General features: G+C 38.2%; 14 protein-coding genes and 1 rRNA gene (1 of these 15 running past the window's edge). 13 read left to right on the top strand and 2 right to left on the bottom strand.

The genetic code is table 11. The features are described from left to right. Positions 1 to 139 precede the first annotated feature (139 nt). On the top strand, positions 140 to 1225 hold the full coding sequence (locus tag IGL37_RS03805; protein ID WP_033918006.1) for a hypothetical protein: 1086 nt from the start codon (positions 140 to 142) through the stop codon (positions 1223 to 1225). Between the two features lie 114 nt (positions 1226 to 1339). On the opposite strand, the gene IGL37_RS03810 is transcribed toward IGL37_RS03805, so the two are convergent. Then, positions 1340 to 2143, bottom strand: a complete 804-nt coding sequence (locus IGL37_RS03810; RefSeq protein ID WP_002364659.1) for a Cof-type HAD-IIB family hydrolase — start codon at positions 2141 to 2143, stop codon at positions 1340 to 1342. A 205-nt stretch (positions 2144 to 2348) separates the two neighbouring features. Between IGL37_RS03810 and IGL37_RS03815 the strand changes: the two genes are divergently transcribed. The 3 genes from IGL37_RS03815 (at position 2349) to IGL37_RS03825 (ending at position 5887) form a co-directional block, all read left to right on the top strand. Further along, a complete protein-coding gene (locus tag IGL37_RS03815) occupies positions 2349 to 2924 on the top strand; it encodes a DUF1361 domain-containing protein (protein ID WP_002386206.1) in 576 nt (191 codons plus the stop codon). Positions 2925 to 3075: 151 nt separating this feature from the next. Further along, complete coding sequence (locus tag IGL37_RS03820) at positions 3076 to 4482, top strand: NCS2 family permease (RefSeq protein WP_033918007.1); 1407 nt, start codon at positions 3076 to 3078, stop codon at positions 4480 to 4482. Between the two features lie 208 nt (positions 4483 to 4690). Beyond that, complete coding sequence (locus IGL37_RS03825) at positions 4691 to 5887, top strand: multidrug efflux MFS transporter (RefSeq protein ID WP_002381323.1); 1197 nt, start codon at positions 4691 to 4693, stop codon at positions 5885 to 5887. A gap of 54 nt (positions 5888 to 5941) precedes the next feature. On the opposite strand, the gene IGL37_RS03830 is transcribed toward IGL37_RS03825, so the two are convergent. Then, positions 5942 to 6127 carry a YjzD family protein gene (locus IGL37_RS03830; RefSeq protein WP_002355945.1) on the bottom strand — a complete coding sequence of 62 codons (186 nt, stop codon included), beginning with the start codon at positions 6125 to 6127 and terminating at the stop codon, positions 5942 to 5944. Positions 6128 to 6244: 117 nt separating this feature from the next. Here IGL37_RS03830 and dnaE point away from each other — a divergent pair, with 117 nt between their 5' ends. The 9 genes from dnaE to IGL37_RS03875 all read left to right on the top strand — a co-directional run. Further along, positions 6245 to 9574 (top strand): DNA polymerase III subunit alpha, encoded by a 3330-nt coding sequence (gene dnaE / locus IGL37_RS03835; RefSeq protein ID WP_002361435.1) that lies wholly within the window; start codon positions 6245 to 6247, stop codon positions 9572 to 9574. A gap of 172 nt (positions 9575 to 9746) precedes the next feature. Further along, complete coding sequence (pfkA, locus tag IGL37_RS03840; RefSeq protein WP_002355947.1) at positions 9747 to 10709, top strand: 6-phosphofructokinase; 963 nt, start codon at positions 9747 to 9749, stop codon at positions 10707 to 10709. A gap of 64 nt (positions 10710 to 10773) precedes the next feature. Next, a complete protein-coding gene (pyk, locus tag IGL37_RS03845) occupies positions 10774 to 12531 on the top strand; it encodes a pyruvate kinase (RefSeq protein ID WP_002355949.1) in 1758 nt (585 codons plus the stop codon). 373 nt (positions 12532 to 12904) lie between these two features. After that, entirely contained in the window at positions 12905 to 13474 is a 570-nt protein-coding gene (locus tag IGL37_RS03850) for a YceD family protein (RefSeq protein WP_002363429.1), read from the top strand. A 56-nt stretch (positions 13475 to 13530) separates the two neighbouring features. Continuing rightward, entirely contained in the window at positions 13531 to 13710 is a 180-nt protein-coding gene (gene rpmF, locus IGL37_RS03855; RefSeq protein ID WP_002355952.1) for a 50S ribosomal protein L32, read from the top strand. 204 nt (positions 13711 to 13914) lie between these two features. Beyond that, complete coding sequence (gndA, locus tag IGL37_RS03860) at positions 13915 to 15336, top strand: NADP-dependent phosphogluconate dehydrogenase (RefSeq protein WP_002355953.1); 1422 nt, start codon at positions 13915 to 13917, stop codon at positions 15334 to 15336. Between the two features lie 157 nt (positions 15337 to 15493). Beyond that, positions 15494 to 16180, top strand: coding sequence for a response regulator transcription factor (locus tag IGL37_RS03865; protein ID WP_002355954.1), 687 nt, complete (start codon positions 15494 to 15496; stop codon positions 16178 to 16180). A gap of 10 nt (positions 16181 to 16190) precedes the next feature. Next, positions 16191 to 17699 (top strand): HAMP domain-containing sensor histidine kinase, encoded by a 1509-nt coding sequence (locus IGL37_RS03870; protein ID WP_002363430.1) that lies wholly within the window; start codon positions 16191 to 16193, stop codon positions 17697 to 17699. Between the two features lie 644 nt (positions 17700 to 18343). Then, positions 18344 to 19780: ribosomal RNA gene (locus tag IGL37_RS03875) — 16S ribosomal RNA — on the top strand; it runs 124 nt beyond the window's last position.

Consider the following 19780-nt stretch of genomic DNA (forward strand, 5'->3'; position numbering starts at 1 on the left):
AACGCTAAGTCTCTTAAGCTGCAGGAGGCTTAGCGTTTTTGTTTATTATTTATTCATTTTTCCGTCAGTTTTGGTTTATAAATGTTTGCTACACTGGAGATAAGAGGAAATTAAGCGTTTATAAAAAGGAGAGAAGTGAATGAAACATATTAAAGGAATGTTGGTTTTTATCGGATTATTTGTTTTGGTCGGTTGTACGCCAGATCAAGAGCCAACGAAAAAAACAACAAGTGGTCCGCAAGAGACAAAGCAAGTGAAGCAAGTTACCGTCACCAATCAAACGACTTCTGCGGTGGAAAAACAAGCGCCGACTAAAAATGACGAACTGATTGCTAATCAATTGACTTTTGATTCTCATGAATACACGTACGAAGTGGTTACAGGGGCCACACAAACGACATTTGGGACAACCCCACCAGCAAAATATACACCAGAAGAAAAAAAGGAAAAAATGTTTTGGTCCAATCAACCGCCTTTGGGATTAATGACGGGTAACTATTATAAAAATGAAGGTGTATTTACTGGCGGAAATTACGGCATTGTAGAGATTATTACGGAACCTGAAACGCAACGGATTCTGAATGTTGAGTTTACAGAGTTTGCTAGTGATCCTTATTACGATACACGATATTCGGGTGTCAACAAACGCCTGTCGGATTATCCTGAATTTCAAGCAAGCAACACGCGCACAGACGATACGTTAGTCACCGTTGTTAATGGTATTACTTATGTAGAAAAACAAATGCGTGACGAAAATCGTGTCACAGGTAATTTTTATACGGTACGCGGTTCATCAACTTCTGCGCGTGAAGGTTTAATGCCTTTAGCAGCAGAGATGGACACTTGGCTAAAAGAGCCATCGAAAGAAACGTATATCGGTTACGCAGAAGATTTAGGCAATGGCCTAATCGCTCGACTTCAAGTGATAACAGAAGAGCAGAAAATAAAACATGTCAGCTATGATGAATACTTTTCAGATGAACAGGAAAAAATCACAGAAACAGCCCTGCGGCCTTTTTATCGTCAATCGAAATATTATTCACCAGGATACAATAAACAAACCAACAATTCTTTTATTCATTTTGTAGATGCACTAACAAAGGCCATTACGACACAACAAACTTTATCCGTTAACGAAGAACAAGAGCTAAAGCATCCGTCTTTTACTACTTATCAAAGATTGGCTGAAAAAATCAGCACGTTTCAAAATTCATTGAAGGAATAAAAAAACGGAAGTGGGGCATAAGTCGTTTCGACTTATGCCCCACTTTCGTAATCTTAAGATTATCAGCTAAACCAAAGTGAGTTCTTTTTAAAGAAATACTTTTATTTTAGCCTTTTATAGATCTAAATAATTTTCTAAGTAATCTGCTAAACCATCTTGATCATTTGTTTTTTCAGTGACATCGTTAGCTACGGATTTAATTTTATCCGTGGCATTGTTCATAGCAACACCCCAACCAGCATAACTTAACATTTCTTCGTCATTATGTTCATCGCCAAAAGCAATGATATCAGCTGGTTTGACAGATAAAAAGTTCGCCACTTGATCAACGCCATGGGCCTTTTGAATTCCTTTTGCGACCATTTCTAAAATAGGCATTGGACCGCCCCAAGTGCGGACATCAATATAATCACCATATTGTTTTGTCAATGTATCAGCAACTTTTTCAGCTTGGTTTGGTGTGGTCCGAACCATCATTGAGGTAGGATTGGTTCGTAAATTTTTAGCAGTAAGTAAATTATCTAAGGTTGCTTTGGAAGCAAAAAATTTCGGATCGAACCCATCTAACGTATCGATATAAAATGTTTCTTTGTTTTCAGCAGCAACAAAATCTAATTGTAATTCTTTTTTCTGTTCCAAAATGTCAAAGACTAGGTCACGTTCAATATTGGCTTCGCTTTCCAAGTCCCATTTTTTCTCTGGAATGTGGACTAAAGCGCCGTTAAAGTTAACCATAGGGGTCGTTAGGCCAAGTTGTTGGTAAAATTGATGACTCATTCTATAGGGACGTCCAGTGGCAATACTGACGTAATGACCGTTGTCAATCGCTTTTTTTAGTGTTTGTTCGGTTTTTGGACTGATTAAAGACTGTGCATTTAATGTTGTGCCGTCTAAATCAATAGCAATTAATTTTTTCAAGTAAAAATTCCTCCTAAATGCCTTTTACTCAGTCTAGCATAAAACCGAAGATTATCAAGGGGAGAAGCATGTTCATTTATAAGGTTTAAAAAAAAGCTTAAGAAGTATGCTACACTAAAATAAACCGTTTGAAAAAGGAGCGCAGAGCATCTTGAAAAATTCTAGAAATTATTTACGAGTGATCACCTTAATCTATTGTATCTATATGTGGTTATTTGCTACGCATTTTCATTTTATGGCGTTGAACGTGTTGTTAGCCTATATTCCAATTGAACTTAGTTATCTTTTAAACGCAGAAAAACGTAAAAGGGATTGGTTGATAGGTTTTGCTTGGTTAATTTTTTATCCTAATGCGCCGTACCTATTTACGGATTTTTTTCATTTAGAAACGCTATCTATTTATCGAGGCTTTAATACGATTTTTGCAAACCAAATTGGTGATTGGTGGGCGTTTGTTTGCTTAACTAGCGGGATTGTTATATATGGACTTTTAGGGATGAAAACAGTAACAACTGTTAGTCAGAAATTGCAAAGTTATTGTGACTATAGAACAATTGTAGTCTTTCAAGCCAGCCTTCATTTCTTGTCTGCTTTGGCGATTTATGTTGGACGTTTTGATCGATTACACAGTGTCTATCTTTTTATGAGTCCAATTGAAACAGTGAAAATTATCTTTTTTGACTGGTCCCTTCAAAAATTAATGTTTATTTTATTAATGATGTTTCTACAGATGCTGTTGTTTGGGCTAATCCAATTATTAGGAAAAGAAGAAGCAATGTAAAGCTTTTTCTTTTTTTATATCCACAAAACACGAACGTTATATAGAAAAATATATATAATAGTTAATATTTTGTTGTAAAAAGATAGCGATTCTCTTATAATCAAAGAGTAATTATTCGAAAACATGGATTTTAAGGGAGAGAAGTGCAATTATGAATACGTTTTTCAAATTAAAGGAAAACAAGACAACGGTATCAACTGAAATAATGGCGGGGGTCACGACCTTTTTTGCAATGAGTTATATTTTATTTGTTAATCCGTCCATTCTTTCAGAAACAGGGATGCCTTTTCAGGCTGTTTTTTTAGCGACCATTATTGCTTCAATCATCGGTACATTAATTATGGGGCTGTTTGCTAATGTACCTTACGCTCAAGCACCGGGGATGGGACTCAATGCTTTCTTCACGTTTACGGTCGTTTTTGGGATGGGGTATACATGGCAACAAGCATTAGCAATGGTTTTTATTTGTGGTTTGATTAACATTTTGATTACAGTGACAAAAATTCGCAAAATGATTATTAAAGCAATTCCAGAGAGTTTACAACATGCTATTGGTGGTGGGATTGGAATTTTTGTCGCTTATGTAGGGTTGAAAAATGCTGGCTTACTAAGTTTCACAGTACAAGCAGAACCTCAAAATGGTGTTGTGAATGGTTCGAGTATCGTGCCCGCTTTAGGAAATTTTGATAATCCAGCCATTATTTTGGCGGTAATTGGGTTAGTTTTAACAATGATTTTAGTTGTCACGAATGTTCGTGGAGCTATTTTAATTGGCATTGTGGTTACTACGTTAGTCGCAATTCCAATGGGGGTGGTAGACACTGCTTCGGTTGATTGGCATGCTAATTCGTTGGGCAATTCATTTAAAGAATTAGGTACAACTTTTGGCGCTGCTTTTGGTGCTGAGGGCTTACAGTCATTGTTTAGTGATTCTTCAAAAATTCCTCAAGTCTTAATGACCATTATTGCCTTCAGTTTATCAGATACGTTTGATACAATTGGAACATTTATCGGTACGGGACGTCGAACAGGGATTTTCTCTAAAGAAGATGAATTAGCTTTAGAAGATAGTAAGGGTTTCAGCACTAAAATGGACAAAGCTCTATTTGCAGATGCTATTGCAACATCTATCGGTGCGATTTTTGGTACATCGAATACGACAACTTATGTAGAAAGTGCAGCAGGAATCGGTGCGGGTGGTCGAACAGGTTTGACATCGGTAGTGGTAGCAATTCTATTTGCCCTAAGTAGTCTTTTTTCACCACTTATTGCTATTGTACCAGCACAAGCTACGGCTCCAGCGTTAATTTTAGTGGGAATTATGATGTTAGCTTCTTTCAAAGACATCAATTGGACGGATTTAGAAGATGCGATTCCAGCATTTTTTGCTTCAATTTTCATGGGATTATGTTATAGCATCTCTTATGGGATTGCTGCTGGGTTCATCTTTTATGCAGTGGTGAAAGTAGTCAAAGGAAAAGCCAAAGAAGTTTCACCAATTATTTGGGTCATTGATGCGTTGTTTATCTTAAACTTTGTAATCTTAGCTATTTTATAGTAAACAGAAGTGAGGCTAAGATAACAGCGGTTAGCTTTGAAGGTGTTGTATTTATTCAGCTGTTTATCTTAAGCCCAAGTGTTAAGAAGTCTGGCAGATTGGTCGTTTTGACCGGTCTGTCAGACTTTTTTTTAAAGAATTTTCTTTTGAGAGATTCACTCTTTTAGAGTATAGTGGTAGGTGAAGAGGTGATAAGGTGGATAAAAGTATGAAAATAAAATGGAAGCAGAATTTATTAGTCGCATGGATTGGTTGCTTTTTTACAGGGGCGAGTATTAGCTTAGTTATGCCGTTTATTCCAGTATACGTTGAACAATTAGGGACGCCTAAGAGTCAAGTAGAGTTGTTTTCTGGATTGGCAATTTCTGTCACGGCGTTTGCTGCTGCGATTGTTGCACCGATTTGGGGAAATTTAGCTGATCGAAAAGGTCGGAAAATTATGATGATTCGCGCTGCAGCAGGAATGACGATCACAATGGGGGCGTTAGCATTTGTCCCTAATGTATACTGGCTGTTGATTATGCGGTTTATGAACGGGATTTTATCCGGCTATATTCCTAACGCAACAGCGATGATTGCGTCGCAGGCGCCAAAAGAGAAAAATGGCTGGGCTCTAGGGACATTATCAACAGGTGCAATTGCTGGGACGTTAATTGCGCCATCGATTGGCGGTGCGTTGGCACAGTGGTTTGGAATGGAAAATGTCTTTATTATTACCGGCGTTATTTTATTCATTACAACGTTGTTGACTATCTTTTTAGTTAAAGAAGATTTTCAACCAGTTGAGAAAAAGGATTTATTAACGACGAAAGAAATTTTTAGTAAGATGGATCATGTTTCAGTATTGATTGGTTTGTTTGTGACTACGTTAATTTTACAATTAGGAATTACAAGTATCAGCCCAATCTTAACGCTTTATATTCGATCTTTAAGTGGCGATACAGAGAATGTATTATTTGTTAGTGGTTTGATTGTTTCGATTGCCGGCGTTTCAGCAATTATTTCTTCTCCAACTTTGGGAAAAATTGGGGACCGCATTGGGAACCAAAAAGTTTTATTAGGCGGATTAATTCTTTCTTTTATTTGTTACATTCCCATGGCGTTTGTGCAAACACCTTTTCAGTTAGGTGTTTTACGATTCCTTTTAGGTTTTTCAACAGGTGCTTTAATGCCATCAATTAATACGTTAATTAGTAAAATAACGCCAACAGAGGGCGTAAGTAGAGTTTATAGTTACAATCAGATGTGTAGTAATTTCGGTCAAGTTTTAGGACCGATGGTAGGGTCGACAGTTGCCCATGGTTTTGGCTATTCTTCTGTTTTTCTGGTAACCGCTTGTTTCGTTTTAGGAAACATTGGGTTGTCCTTCTTTAATTTCCGAAAAGTTTTAAATAAAAAGCTCTAAACAGTTGAAAAGATAAAAAAACCAGTTACAATAACTTTAGTAACTGGTTTTTTCTTATTTAACAGGTTTGGTTTCTTTCGGTACTGCAAAGTGTGCAATTAATAAAATAATAACGGCTGTTGCCAACGATAGAATCGTTGTCATTTTAAAGTCGTATGAACCACCAGATAATGCACCGCCGATATATCCAACGACTTGGCCTAATGCGAAGGTCCAGAAAAATACAACAAGATAACGCATATGAGCACCTCTTTTCTAGCTCTTAGTTTAGCATATTTTCTTTAAAAGTAAAGAATCCGCGATAGGAAAATAAGAGAAGAGGCAAAAAATAGCAAGGATTCAAAAAGGAGCTGTCCAATGTCATTTCCACAATTACATACCGTTACTTCCTATTCGCTTTTATCTAGTACGGTTAGGATTCGTTCCTATGTAAAACAAGCGAAAGCGTTAGGTTATCAAACATTAGCGATTACCGATATCAATGTCTTGCATGGGGCGGTTGAATTTTATGAAGCATGCCAAGAAGCGGGAATTCAACCAATTATCGGTTTAAGATTAGAATATACCCCAGCAGAAAAAGAAGGGCATTCCGAATTGCTTTTATTTGCTAAAAATTTAAAAGGGTATCAGCAATTAATGCAACTATCTAGCAGCAAAATGACGACAGAGGGTCCCTTTTACTTAGCGGAACATCAATCCTTATTAAGTGATTTATTTGCCGTGACTTTGTCAGCCAAAGGAGAAGTCGCCCAAACATTTTTTGAAGATGAACAACAAGCGGTTCACGCTTTCCAACAACTTGCTTCATATTTTGATCCCCAGTCGTTATTTGTTGAACATTCTTTTTCAATGAATCAACAACGTAATCCAGCGCTCTTTTCTTTTTACCAAAGAGAACAATTACCTGGCGTGGCTTTGCAAGAGGTACGTCATTTAACAAGGGAAGAAGGCTTTGCCGTAACTGTTCTTGAGAGCATCAAAGAAAATAATCAATTGAATATTACAAGTCAAACACCGGAAATAGAAGGTCTGAATTACTTGCGTGAAGCAGAGACGACGATGGAACAAATGCTTCAAATAGCTGGTGCAGAAGTGGTCCAGAATACGATTCAGCTAGCTGAAAATTGCCGAGTTGACATTCCTTTACATCAAAAATTATTACCGCATTTTCCTGTGCCTGATAATCAAACGGCTGGTTCTTATTTACGCACATTGTGTTTAGAAAAATTACCAGAAAGAGTGCCTCATCTAAATGAAGTTTACCAAAAACGATTAGAAAAAGAGTTAACCATCATTCACAATATGGGCTTTGATGATTACTTTTTAATCGTTTGGGATGTGATGGACTTCTGTCATAACAATCAAATTGTTACAGGCGCTGGCCGAGGTTCAGCTGCAGGCTCTTTAGTGTCCTATGTGCTATCAATTACAGATGTAGATCCAATCAAATATGATTTGCTCTTTGAACGTTTTTTGAATCCGGAACGCTACACGATGCCCGATATTGATTTAGATATTCCTGATAATCGGCGGGAGGAAGTTTTAGCTTATGTCAGTCAAAAATATGGTCATTATCACATGGCGCAAATTGCCACGTTTGGTACGATGGCTGCGAAAATGGTTTTACGGGACGTTGCACGTGTTTTCGGGTTGTCCCAGAGTGAAGCGAATCGTTGGTCGGCAGCTGTCCCCAACAAGCTGAAAATTACGTTAGAAGAAGCGTACCAAGAGTCGAAACGGATGCAAGAATTGGTCAATTTTTCACCAAATAATCAATTGCTCTATAAAACAGCTGTTCAGCTAGAAGGATTGCCTCGCCATGTTTCTACGCACGCAGCAGGTGTGGTAATTAGTGATGAAAATCTTTTGAATTTGGTTCCGTTACAACTAGGATCGAATGAAATTTTATTGACCCAATTTACTATGAATGATGTTGAAAAAATTGGTCTTCTGAAAATGGATTTCTTGGGCTTAAGAAATTTATCCATCATTGATGATACCCTCACAGCTGTTAAACGCGTCTATAATCAAACCATTCGTTTGAATCAGATTCCATTAGATGACGAAACGACGCTGGCTTTATTTAGAAAAGGGGAAACAAGTGGTGTTTTTCAGTTTGAATCTGCTGGAATTCGGAATGTATTAAGAAAATTAGGGCCAACTAGCATTGAAGATATTGCTGCTGTCAATGCCCTGTATCGTCCTGGTCCGATGCAAAATATTGATGTTTTCATCCGCCGGAAAAAAGGCTTGGAACAAATTAGTTATCCAGAGCCTAGTCTCGCCCCCATTTTGGAAAATACGTACGGAATTATTGTTTACCAAGAGCAGATTATGCAAGTTGCTGCGAAAATGGCAGGCTTCTCTTTAGGGCAAGCTGACATTTTACGTCGGGCCATTAGTAAAAAGAAAAAAGATGTGCTAGATGAAGAACGAAATCATTTTGTTAATGGTGCGCTACAACAAGGCTATCCCCAAGAGACAGCTAACCAAGTGTACGATTATATAGAGCGCTTTGCTAATTATGGCTTTAACCGCTCGCATGCATTTGCCTATTCCTTTATTGGTTTTCAAATGGCTTACTTGAAGGTTCATTATCCGAGTGCTTTTTATGTCGCATTGTTGCATTCTGTTCGTCATAATCCAACAAAAATTAAAGAATATATTGGCGAAGCTAGAAAAAACAAGCAGACGATTTTGCAGCCGTCAATTAACCAAAGTCACTACAGCTTTTACCTAAATCAGCAACAGCAAATTTTATTTGGTTTTAGTTCTTTAAAAGGAATCCGCCGAGACTTCATTCAAAATATTTTAAATGAACGCCGAGAAAATGGACCGTACAAAACGTTCGATGAGTTTCTTTTGCGAATTGACCGTAAGTGGTTGAAAGTTGAAAATATCGAACCATTGATTGCCATCGGTGCATTTGACGAAATTGCGCCTAATCGCCGTCAATTAGCGGTAGGTTTAGAGAGTAATATCCAAAGTATTCTTCTCAGCGGTGGTAGTATGGATTTGTTAGAAACATTGAAGCCAAAGGAAGAAGAAATTGCCGATTATCCGCTAGAAGAGCGACTAGAACAAGAAGAACAATATTTAGGGGTCTATTTATCAGGACATCCGACAGAAGAGTTCAAAAAAACACGCTTAGCCAAGCAAACGCAACTTGTTCATGAACTTGTTGAAAATCAGCCCACGAAATTATTGATTTATGTCAAAAACATTCGGACGATTCGGACCAAAAAGGGAGAACAAATGGCCTTTGTTGATGGGGATGATACAACAGGAAGTATTTCACTAACGTTGTTCCCAACTGTTTTTCGCCAGTTAAGACAGAGTGTCGAGAAAGGGCAAGTTTATTATGTGGAAGGAAAAGTGGAACGCAGTACGTACAATCAAGAATTGCAAATATTGGTTCAACGAATAGAAAAAGCGCAACAAGTAGAAACATCAATTAGTGACGAAACGTGTTTTATCAGAATTACAAAAGATGTCGAACAAACGGACGTTTTTCAGAAAATGAAAGAGGTACTTAGTCGTCATGCTGGACACATTCCAGTGATTGTCTATTTTGAAAAAACAGGAAAGAAAATAGTATTAAATGAAGAAAATTGGGTCGCTCATACAAGCGCTAGTCAGCAACAATTAGCTTACGTTTTAGGCGAGCAAAACGTCATTTTCAAATGATTTACGGTAAAAAATACTAGTTGTTTTCAACTTTTTTCATTTTTTTCTTCTTAACTCAAGACATTTTGGTTCTTTAATGGTAAAATGAATGACGTAATATTTTTGTATATCAATTTTTGCGAAAAGGTTTCTTTTGGCAGTTGAAAGTATATTATATGAGGTGAAATAGCGAATGAAACGCATTGGTATTTTAACCAGCGGGGGAGATGCCCCTGGAATGAACGCTGCAATTCGTGCAGTCGTACGCAAAAGTATTTTTGATGGAATCGAAGTTTACGGTATTAACTATGGATTTGCCGGTTTAGTCGCAGGCGACATCCGTCGTTTAGATGTTGCTGACGTTGGCGATAAGATTCAACGTGGTGGAACATTCTTGTACTCTGCTCGTTATCCTGAATTTGCTACTGAAGAAGGGCAATTAAAAGGAATCGAACAATTGAAAAAATTCGGTATTGAAGGCTTAGTTGTTATTGGTGGAGACGGTTCTTATCATGGCGCAATGGCTTTGACAAAACGTGGTTTCCCCGCTGTTGGAATTCCTGGAACGATTGATAATGATATTCCTGGAACAGATTTCACAATCGGTTTTGATACAGCGATTAACACTGTTTTGGAATCAATTGACCGAATTCGTGATACAGCGACTTCTCATGTTCGTACATTCGTTATCGAAGTAATGGGACGTAACGCTGGTGATATCGCATTGTGGTCAGGCGTGGCAGGCGGAGCAGATGAAATCATTATTCCTGAACATGATTTTGATATGAAAAACGTTGCCAAACGTATTCAAGAAGGCCGCGACCGCGGGAAAAAACATTGCTTAATCATTTTAGCAGAAGGCGTAATGGGCGGAAATGAATTTGCTGATAAACTTTCTGAATACGGTGATTTCCATACGCGTGTATCAATTTTAGGACACGTGGTTCGTGGGGGCTCGCCAAGTGCTCGTGACCGTGTATTAGCAAGTAAATTTGGGTCATATGCTGTTGAACTTCTAAAAGAAGGCAAAGGCGGTTTATGTATCGGTATGTTAGATAACCAAGTAGTTGCAGCTGATATTATTGACACGTTAGAAAACAATAAACACAAACCAGATTTATCTCTTTATGAGTTAAATCATGAAATTTCTTTTTAATCTTGTATATTAGCTAATCTTATTAGCTTTGTATAAACAAATTTGGAATAGGAGCGTTTTAGTAATGAAAAAAACGAAAATCGTATGTACGATTGGACCAGCTAGTGAATCCGTTGATATGCTAGTAAACTTAATTAATGCAGGTATGAATGTTTGCCGTTTGAACTTTTCACATGGTGACTACGAAGAGCATGGTGCTCGTATTAAAAACATTCGTGAAGCTGTAAAAATTACAGGGAAACGCGTAGCGATCTTACTAGATACAAAAGGTCCTGAAATCCGCACAAATGACATGGAAAATGGCGCAATCACAATGAAAATTGGTGACTCAGTACGTATTTCTATGACAGAAGTTTTAGGAACAAATGAAAAATTCTCAATCACTTATCCAGAATTAATCAATGATGTAAACGTAGGTTCACACATTCTTTTAGATGATGGTTTAATCGATTTAGAAGTAACTGATATCGACCGTGATGCAAACGAAATCGTAACAGTTGTTAAAAACGAAGGCGTCTTGAAAAACAAAAAAGGCGTTAACGTACCAGGCGTTTCTGTAAACTTACCAGGGATCACTGAAAAAGATGCTAACGATATCCGTTTCGGAATTGGTCAAGGAATTGACTTTATCGCAGCTAGCTTCGTTCGTCGTGCTTCTGACGTTTTAGAAATCACTAAAATTTTAGAAGAAGAAAACGCAACACACATCCAAATCATTCCTAAAATCGAAAACCAAGAAGGTATCGATAATATCGATGAAATCTTAAAAGTTTCTGATGGTTTAATGGTTGCTCGTGGTGACATGGGTGTTGAAATTCCAACAGAAGATGTTCCAGTTGTCCAAAAAGCTTTAATTAAAAAATGTAATGCTTTAGGTAAACCAGTTATCACTGCAACACAAATGTTAGATTCAATGCAACGTAACCCACGTCCAACACGTGCGGAAGCAAATGACGTAGCAAACGCAATCTACGATGGAACAGATGCAGTAATGTTATCAGGCGAAACTGCAGCAGGGGATTACCCATTAGAAGCTGTTCAAACAATGGCTCGTATTGCAGTTCGTACAGAAGAAACATTAGTTAACCAAGATTCATTCGCATTGAAATTATATAGCAAAACAGATATGACTGAAGCAATCGGACAATCTGTTGGCCATACAGCACGTAACTTGGGTATCCAAACAATCGTTGCGGCAACAGAATCAGGCCACACAGCACGTATGATCTCTAAATACCGTCCAAAAGCACATATCGTTGCAATTACGTTCTCAGAACAAAAAGCACGTAGCTTATCATTATCATGGGGTGTTTACGCAACAGTTGCTGACAAACCATCAAGCACAGATGAAATGTTTAATTTAGCTTCAAAAGTATCACAAGAAGAAGGTTATGCTTCAGAAGGTGATTTAATCATTATCACTGCTGGTGTTCCAGTTGGCGAAAAAGGCACAACAAACTTAATGAAAATTCAAATGATCGGTTCTAAATTAGTTCAAGGTCAAGGTGTCGGTGAAGAAGCAATTATTGCAAAAGCCGTTGTTGCAGGAACTGCTGAAGAAGCAGTTGCTAAAGCGACTGAAGGAGCTATTTTAGTTACAAAAACAACAGATAAAGAATACATGCCTGCAATTGAAAAAGCATCAGCATTAGTTGTTGAAGAAGGTGGTTTAACTTCTCATGCAGCTGTTGTAGCGATTGCGCAAAATATTCCAGTTATCGTAGGTGCTGCAGATGCAACATCATTAATTAATAATGACGAAGTGATTACTGTTGATCCTCGTCGTGGTATTGTTTACCGCGGAGCAACAACAGCTATCTAAGTCTAATTAATTCAATCATTTGATTTTAAGCAATATGTACTCGGACGCAAAGCTGGGACAAACCGATTCGTCAGTTTGTCTCAGCTTTTTTTACAAAGAAGACAGTAGTACGAAATGTTCAGAAAACACGTATTCAGTAAATAAAGAGTTGGGCGCAAATAGTAAAATTATGTCTTATTTTTAAATTATCTATGTTATTTCACACAAAAATTTTGTTATTTAATTGAATAAGCGCTAAGTTATCTTCAACAGAAAAACAATTATAAAAAAAACGAAAGAAAAACAGGAAATAAGAAAGGGCTGTCAAGAAAATTTCATTGACAAAGCTTTCATACCCCTGTATAATAGCTTTTGTTGCTTAGGAGTGATAATTATGAAGTGGTCTTTGTTAGAATTAAATAAATACAAAGAAGAGCCGCTAGTGTTTTCAGAAACATTGCATCTTAAAGAAGAGCTTCTTCAACGAGATGATACCTTGTTGGATGTTAGTCCAATCAAAGTAGAAGGCTTATTAGCAGTCAATAAATCAGAATATTTACTTCATTACACTATTCAGGTAACTGTAACCGTTCCTTCATCCCGTTCTTTAGAACCTGTGGCTTTGCCAATGCAAATCACGGTCGATGAAGTCTTTATGACAAAAGAACAAATGGATACAAGAGATGAACGATTTGCAGCTGAAGAGATTATTTTATTGGACAAGCCAACAATTGATTTAGATGAATCTGTCGAAGACAACATTCTATTGTCCATTCCAATTCAAGTGCTTACAGAAGAAGAACAAAACAGTCAAGAAATGCCAAGTGGCAATGACTGGGAAGTGATTTCAGAAGAAGCATATTTGGAAAGTAAGCAGAAAGCAGCAGAACAAACAGTGGATCCTCGTCTGGCTAAACTATCAGAATTACTCAGCGATAATGCTGAAGAGGAAGATAACAGCTAGGTTGGAATATATTGTGTATGTAAATACACGCATCTTTACAAGGAGGTGGAACAACAATGGCAGTACCAGCTAGAAGAACTTCTAAAGCGAAAAAAGCAAAACGTCGCACACACTACAAATTAACAATCAAAGGCTTAAATGCATGCTCAAACTGTGGTGAAATGAAAAAAAGCCATCACGTATGTCCAGCATGTGGTCACTACGATGGAAAAGACGTAATGTCTAAAGAAGCATAAGCATAAAAACATTTTTTGAAATGTTGAATCCCCTAGGCTAACCATGGAGCCTAGGGGATTTGTATTTTTTTAAGAAAATATGAAGAAATTGGAAATTTATTGGCACTATATTGTTTTCATATGAAAGATAGTGCGTTATAATAGTGAGGATTATAAGAGAATGCTCATAGAATTTTCGTTGATTATAATATAGGAGGTCATAAAATGACAAAACAACAATTTGGCGTAGTCGGCATGGCTGTCATGGGGAAAAATCTTGCTTTAAACATTGAAAGCAGAGGCTATACAGTTGCGCTGTATAACCGTACAGGATCAAAAACAACAGAAGTGGTTGAAGAACATCCTGACAAAAACTTTCAAGCAACATACTCAATTGAGGAATTTGTGAATGCAATTGAAAAACCTCGTCGAATTATGTTGATGGTTAAAGCTGGACCTGCAACAGATGCGACAATCCAAGAATTGTTACCACACCTTGATAAAGGCGACATCTTAATTGATGGCGGTAATACGTTCTTCAAAGACACAATGCGACGTAATGAAGAACTAGCAAACTCAGGAATTAACTTTATTGGTACTGGCGTTTCTGGCGGAGAAGAAGGAGCCTTGAAAGGACCATCTATCATGCCTGGCGGACAAAAAGAAGCGTATGAGTTAGTTGCGCCAATTCTTGAAAAAATTTCAGCTAAAGCAGAAGACGGTGAACCATGTGTGACTTACATTGGCCCAAATGGTGCTGGACATTATGTAAAAATGGTTCATAATGGGATTGAATATGGGGACATGCAATTAATTGCTGAATCCTACGACTTAATGAAACAAATCTTAGGTTTATCTGTTGATGAAATGGCAGAGATTTTCAAAGAATGGAACGAAGGCGAATTAGACAGTTACCTTATCGAGATCACGGCTGACATTTTGACACGTAAAGATGATGAAGGAACCGACCAACCAATCGTTGATGTTATTCTTGATGCAGCAGGCAACAAAGGAACAGGTAAATGGACAAGCCAAAGTGCGTTAGATCTTGGTGTACCATTACCATTAATTACAGAATCAGTATTTGCACGTTTTATTTCGGCTTACAAAGAAGAACGCGTAAAAGCAAGTGGCATTTTATCAAAACCTGCAGCCTTTAACTTTGCAGGCGATAAAAAAGAATTGATTGAAAAAATTCGCGAAGCATTATACTTTAGTAAATTAATGAGTTATGCGCAAGGTTTTGCACAACTCCGTGCAGCTTCTGAAGAATACGGATGGGATTTACCATTTGGTGAAATTGCAAAAATCTGGCGAGCAGGTTGCATTATCCGTGCACAATTCTTACAAAAAATTACCGATGCATATGAAAAAAATCCAGCACTTGAAAACTTGTTGTTAGATGAATACTTCGTAGAAATTACGAAAAAATATCAACAAGCCGTTCGTGAAGTTGTTGCGATTGCTGTTCAAGCAGGTGTTCCTGTACCAACATTCTCATCTGCAATTGCTTATTACGATTCTTATCGTTCAGATCGCTTACCAGCGAATTTAATTCAAGCACAACGTGATTACTTCGGTGCTCATACGTACGAACGCACAGACAAAGAAGGAATCTACCATTACAGCTGGTACAACGAAGAATAAACACGCTGGAGACCATGAGTGTGGCTCACCATGCTCATGGTTTTACTGTGGCTTAAAAAAGAACCAGACAGATTGAGTAGTAATTCTCTAATAAGTAGTAAGGAATAAAAAGGTTGAGCTTGAGTATAGCTTTTAAAGAGAAAGGACAATTAATCAAATGAGCAACATTTTAATTATTGAAGATGAAAAGAACTTAGCGAGATTCGTTGAGCTTGAATTAAAACATGAGGGGTATACGACAGAAGTACACTACAATGGTCGTACAGGATTGGAAGCCGCTCTTAACAACGAATGGGATGCTATCCTTCTTGATTTGATGTTACCAGAATTAAATGGATTAGAAGTATGTCGCCGTGTTCGCCAAGTGAAAAATACACCAATTATTATGATGACTGCGCGTGATTCAGTAATTGACCGTGTTTCTGGCTTAGACCATGGAGCGGATGATTATATTGTTAAACCATTTGCAATTGAAGAATTGTTAGCTCGTTTACGTGCGTTACTTCGTCGTATTGATATTGAGGGCGATAAAAACGTTGCAAAACAAACAACGATTACATATCGTGACTTAACAATTGAAAAAGAAAATCGTGTCGTTCGTCGTAATTCTGAAATGATTGAATTAACAAAACGCGAATACGAATTACTATTAACGCTAATGGAAAACGTGAATGTTGTCTTGGCACGTGATGTTTTACTAAATAAAGTTTGGGGCTATGAAACAGAAGTAGAAACAAACGTTGTGGATGTGTATATCCGCTACTTACGAAATAAAATTGACGTACCTGGAGAAGAAAGCTACATCCAAACTGTCCGTGGAACTGGCTACGTTATGCGTTCGTGAGAACTAATTAATGAAAAGAACGATTAAAAAAGAACTGGAAGGCCCATCTTTAACTATAAAGTGGGCTTTCGCAAGTTCTTTCTTTATATTTGTAGTTTTTACCATTTTTGCGGTGATTACCTATAAGTCTTCTGTCAGTCTTATTGTTGCCAAAGAAAAGGAAAATGTCGAAGCAACGATTGCAGAAGTAACAAATCGATTAGCTAATGCCAATGAAAATTTAACGGTAACAGACGTTTTTGACTATTTAAAAACGCCGAGTGAAAGAGATGAAAACTACTATAATAAGCATACAGCAGTAGAAGGTTCGTTTATGGAAATGGACAGTTTCATATCTGAACTAGGACAACCAGAACTTTATTTATCTGTGTATGACACAAACCAAAAGCTAGTTTTTAAAACACAAAATGAATATGATAAGTTATTACAATTGGATCGACAATTACCTGTTGTTCGAACCGTTTTTGATAAAACCGGTTTTTATTCCGTGGAACCTATTTTTTCAAAAGAAACACGAGAAAAGATTGGCTATATTCAAGCGTTTTATGAACTTTCTTCTTTTTATGAAATTCGTAATCATTTATTATTAACACTTGTAGTTTTAGAAGTGATTTCTCTGATTGTAAGTAGTGTCTTAGGCTTTATCCTCTCTTCTTATTTCTTAAAACCATTAAAAGTATTGAGAGATACGATGGATACAATCCGCAAAGACCCGCAATCAGATGTCCACATGCCGGAGATTAATACGAGAGATGAGTTAGCAGATATCTCGGAAATCTTTAATGAAATGTTAGATCGTATGAGACGCTATATCGAACAACAAGAGCAGTTTGTTGAAGATGTTTCCCATGAATTAAGAACGCCCGTTGCGATTATGGAAGGCCATTTAAACCTTTTAAATCGTTGGGGGAAAGACGATCCTGAAATTTTAGATGAATCATTAAAGGCCAGTTTACAAGAAATTAGTCGTATGAAGAGTTTGGTCCAAGAAATGCTTGACCTTTCACGCGCTGAACAAGTGGACACCCAATATGCAAATGAACGAACAGATGCTAAACAAGTAGTCTACCAAGTATTTAATAACTTCCAATTGGTTTATCCTGAGTTTCATATCACATTAGATGACGATTTACCAACCGAAGTTGAACTGAAAATCTATCGTAATCACTTTGAACAATTGCTAATTATTCTATTAGATAATGCGATTAAATATTCAACAGATCGAAAAGAAGTGCATATTTCCATTTCTCGAACGATGAATGAATTTGAAATAGCTGTGCAAGATTTTGGTGAAGGAATCACTGAAGAAGACTTGGAGAAAATATTTGATCGATTCTATCGAGTAGATAAAGCCCGTGCAAGAAATAAAGGTGGTAATGGCTTAGGTCTATCGATTGCAAAACAATTAGTCGAAAACTATAAAGGACGTATTGATGCAGAAAGCGTATTGCATCAAGGAACGATCTTTAGAATTTTTATTCCAATCGCTGGAATAAAAGAAGAGAGCAACGTACAATAAAGTACGTTGCTTTTTTTACGAATGATTAACGAACATTTCAGTAAGAGAAAAGGGATTATAAGATAAAGAAACGAATGTTTTCTTTGCAGAAAATATTCATCGTTCGAAATTGAAAAAAATGTTATTTTTCTGCAAAATAATAGTTGCGTTTTAGAAAAATCCTTGGTATATTAATATCTGTTCTGACAAACAGTTCGTTAAGAAAAAAGTTTTAAAAAGTTAAAAATTTTTCTTGACGAAAAGATAAATAACATGTTAGAATAACAAAGTCGTTAAAGAGATTGCTTTTAAATCAATCATTTGATCAAAAAAACTTGTTATAAAATAACAAAAAAGTTTTAAAAAGTTGTTGACAAACAACTGAGATAATGATAAGATATAGAAGTTGTCACAGCAGACGGCAACGACCGAGCAAAACAACTTAAAAAAACTTTTTTAAAAAAGTTCTTGACATTCAAACGAAAGTTTGTTATGATATAAAAGTTGCTGCGAGGTAACGTAGACCTTTGAAAACTGAACAAAGAATAGACGAACCAAATGTGTAGGGCGTCTTGATTCAATTCAAGACAACAAACATTTTTAACAAGCAAGCAATATGCTAGCAAACAAATTGAGCTTAACAATCGCAAGATTGTTCTAACTTTTATTATGAGAGTTTGATCCTGGCTCAGGACGAACGCTGGCGGCGTGCCTAATACATGCAAGTCGAACGCTTCTTTCCTCCCGAGTGCTTGCACTCAATTGGAAAGAGGAGTGGCGGACGGGTGAGTAACACGTGGGTAACCTACCCATCAGAGGGGGATAACACTTGGAAACAGGTGCTAATACCGCATAACAGTTTATGCCGCATGGCATAAGAGTGAAAGGCGCTTTCGGGTGTCGCTGATGGATGGACCCGCGGTGCATTAGCTAGTTGGTGAGGTAACGGCTCACCAAGGCCACGATGCATAGCCGACCTGAGAGGGTGATCGGCCACACTGGGACTGAGACACGGCCCAGACTCCTACGGGAGGCAGCAGTAGGGAATCTTCGGCAATGGACGAAAGTCTGACCGAGCAACGCCGCGTGAGTGAAGAAGGTTTTCGGATCGTAAAACTCTGTTGTTAGAGAAGAACAAGGACGTTAGTAACTGAACGTCCCCTGACGGTATCTAACCAGAAAGCCACGGCTAACTACGTGCCAGCAGCCGCGGTAATACGTAGGTGGCAAGCGTTGTCCGGATTTATTGGGCGTAAAGCGAGCGCAGGCGGTTTCTTAAGTCTGATGTGAAAGCCCCCGGCTCAACCGGGGAGGGTCATTGGAAACTGGGAGACTTGAGTGCAGAAGAGGAGAGTGGAATTCCATGTGTAGCGGTGAAATGCGTAGATATATGGAGGAACACCAGTGGCGAAGGCGGCTCTCTGGTCTGTAACTGACGCTGAGGCTCGAAAGCGTGGGGAGCAAACAGGATTAGATACCCTGGTAGTCCACGCCGTAAACGATGAGTGCTAAGTGTTGGAGGGTTTCCGCCCTTCAGTGCTGCAGCAAACGCATTAAGCACTCCGCCTGGGGAGTACGACCGCAAGGTTGAAACTCAAAGGAATTGACGGGGGCCCGCACAAGCGGTGGAGCATGTGGTTTAATTCGAAGCAACGCGAAGAACCTTACCAGGTCTTGACATCCTTTGACCACTCTAGAGATAGAGCTTTCCCTTCGGGGACAAAGTGACAGGTGGTGCATGGTTGTCGTCAGCTCGTGTCGTGAGATGTTGGGTTAAGTCCCGCAACGAGCGCAACCCTTATTGTTAGTTGCCATCATTTAGTTGGGCACTCTAGCGAGACTGCCGGTGACAAACCGGAGGAAGGTGGGGATGACGTCAAATCATCATGCCCCTTATGACCTGGGCTACACACGTGCTACAATGGGAAGTACAACGAGTCGCTAGACCGCGAGGTCATGCAAATCTCTTAAAGCTTCTCTCAGTTCGGATTGCAGGCTGCAACTCGCCTGCATGAAGCCGGAATCGCTAGTAATCGCGGATCAGCACGCCGCGGTGAATACGTTCCCGGGCCTTGTACACACCGCCCGTCACACCACGAGAG

The organism is Enterococcus sp. AZ119, from assembly GCF_050546175.1.
Taxonomy (GTDB): domain Bacteria; phylum Bacillota; class Bacilli; order Lactobacillales; family Enterococcaceae; genus Enterococcus; species Enterococcus faecalis.

Excerpts from the sequence above, each read along its gene's own strand:
- IGL37_RS03805 (WP_033918006.1), top strand. The coding sequence starts at position 140 with ATGAAACATATTAAAGGAATGTTGGTTTTTATCGGATTATTTGTTTTG.
- IGL37_RS03815 (WP_002386206.1), top strand. The coding sequence starts at position 2,349 with ATGTGGTTATTTGCTACGCATTTTCATTTTATGGCGTTGAACGTGTTG.
- IGL37_RS03820 (WP_033918007.1), top strand. The coding sequence starts at position 3,076 with ATGAATACGTTTTTCAAATTAAAGGAAAACAAGACAACGGTATCAACT.
- IGL37_RS03825 (WP_002381323.1), top strand. The coding sequence starts at position 4,691 with ATGAAAATAAAATGGAAGCAGAATTTATTAGTCGCATGGATTGGTTGC.
- IGL37_RS03830 (WP_002355945.1), bottom strand. The coding sequence starts at position 6,127 with ATGCGTTATCTTGTTGTATTTTTCTGGACCTTCGCATTAGGCCAAGTC.
- dnaE (WP_002361435.1), top strand. The coding sequence starts at position 6,245 with ATGTCATTTCCACAATTACATACCGTTACTTCCTATTCGCTTTTATCT.
- pfkA (WP_002355947.1), top strand. The coding sequence starts at position 9,747 with ATGAAACGCATTGGTATTTTAACCAGCGGGGGAGATGCCCCTGGAATG.
- pyk (WP_002355949.1), top strand. The coding sequence starts at position 10,774 with ATGAAAAAAACGAAAATCGTATGTACGATTGGACCAGCTAGTGAATCC.
- IGL37_RS03850 (WP_002363429.1), top strand. The coding sequence starts at position 12,905 with ATGAAGTGGTCTTTGTTAGAATTAAATAAATACAAAGAAGAGCCGCTA.
- rpmF (WP_002355952.1), top strand. The coding sequence starts at position 13,531 with ATGGCAGTACCAGCTAGAAGAACTTCTAAAGCGAAAAAAGCAAAACGT.
- gndA (WP_002355953.1), top strand. The coding sequence starts at position 13,915 with ATGACAAAACAACAATTTGGCGTAGTCGGCATGGCTGTCATGGGGAAA.
- IGL37_RS03865 (WP_002355954.1), top strand. The coding sequence starts at position 15,494 with ATGAGCAACATTTTAATTATTGAAGATGAAAAGAACTTAGCGAGATTC.
- IGL37_RS03870 (WP_002363430.1), top strand. The coding sequence starts at position 16,191 with ATGAAAAGAACGATTAAAAAAGAACTGGAAGGCCCATCTTTAACTATA.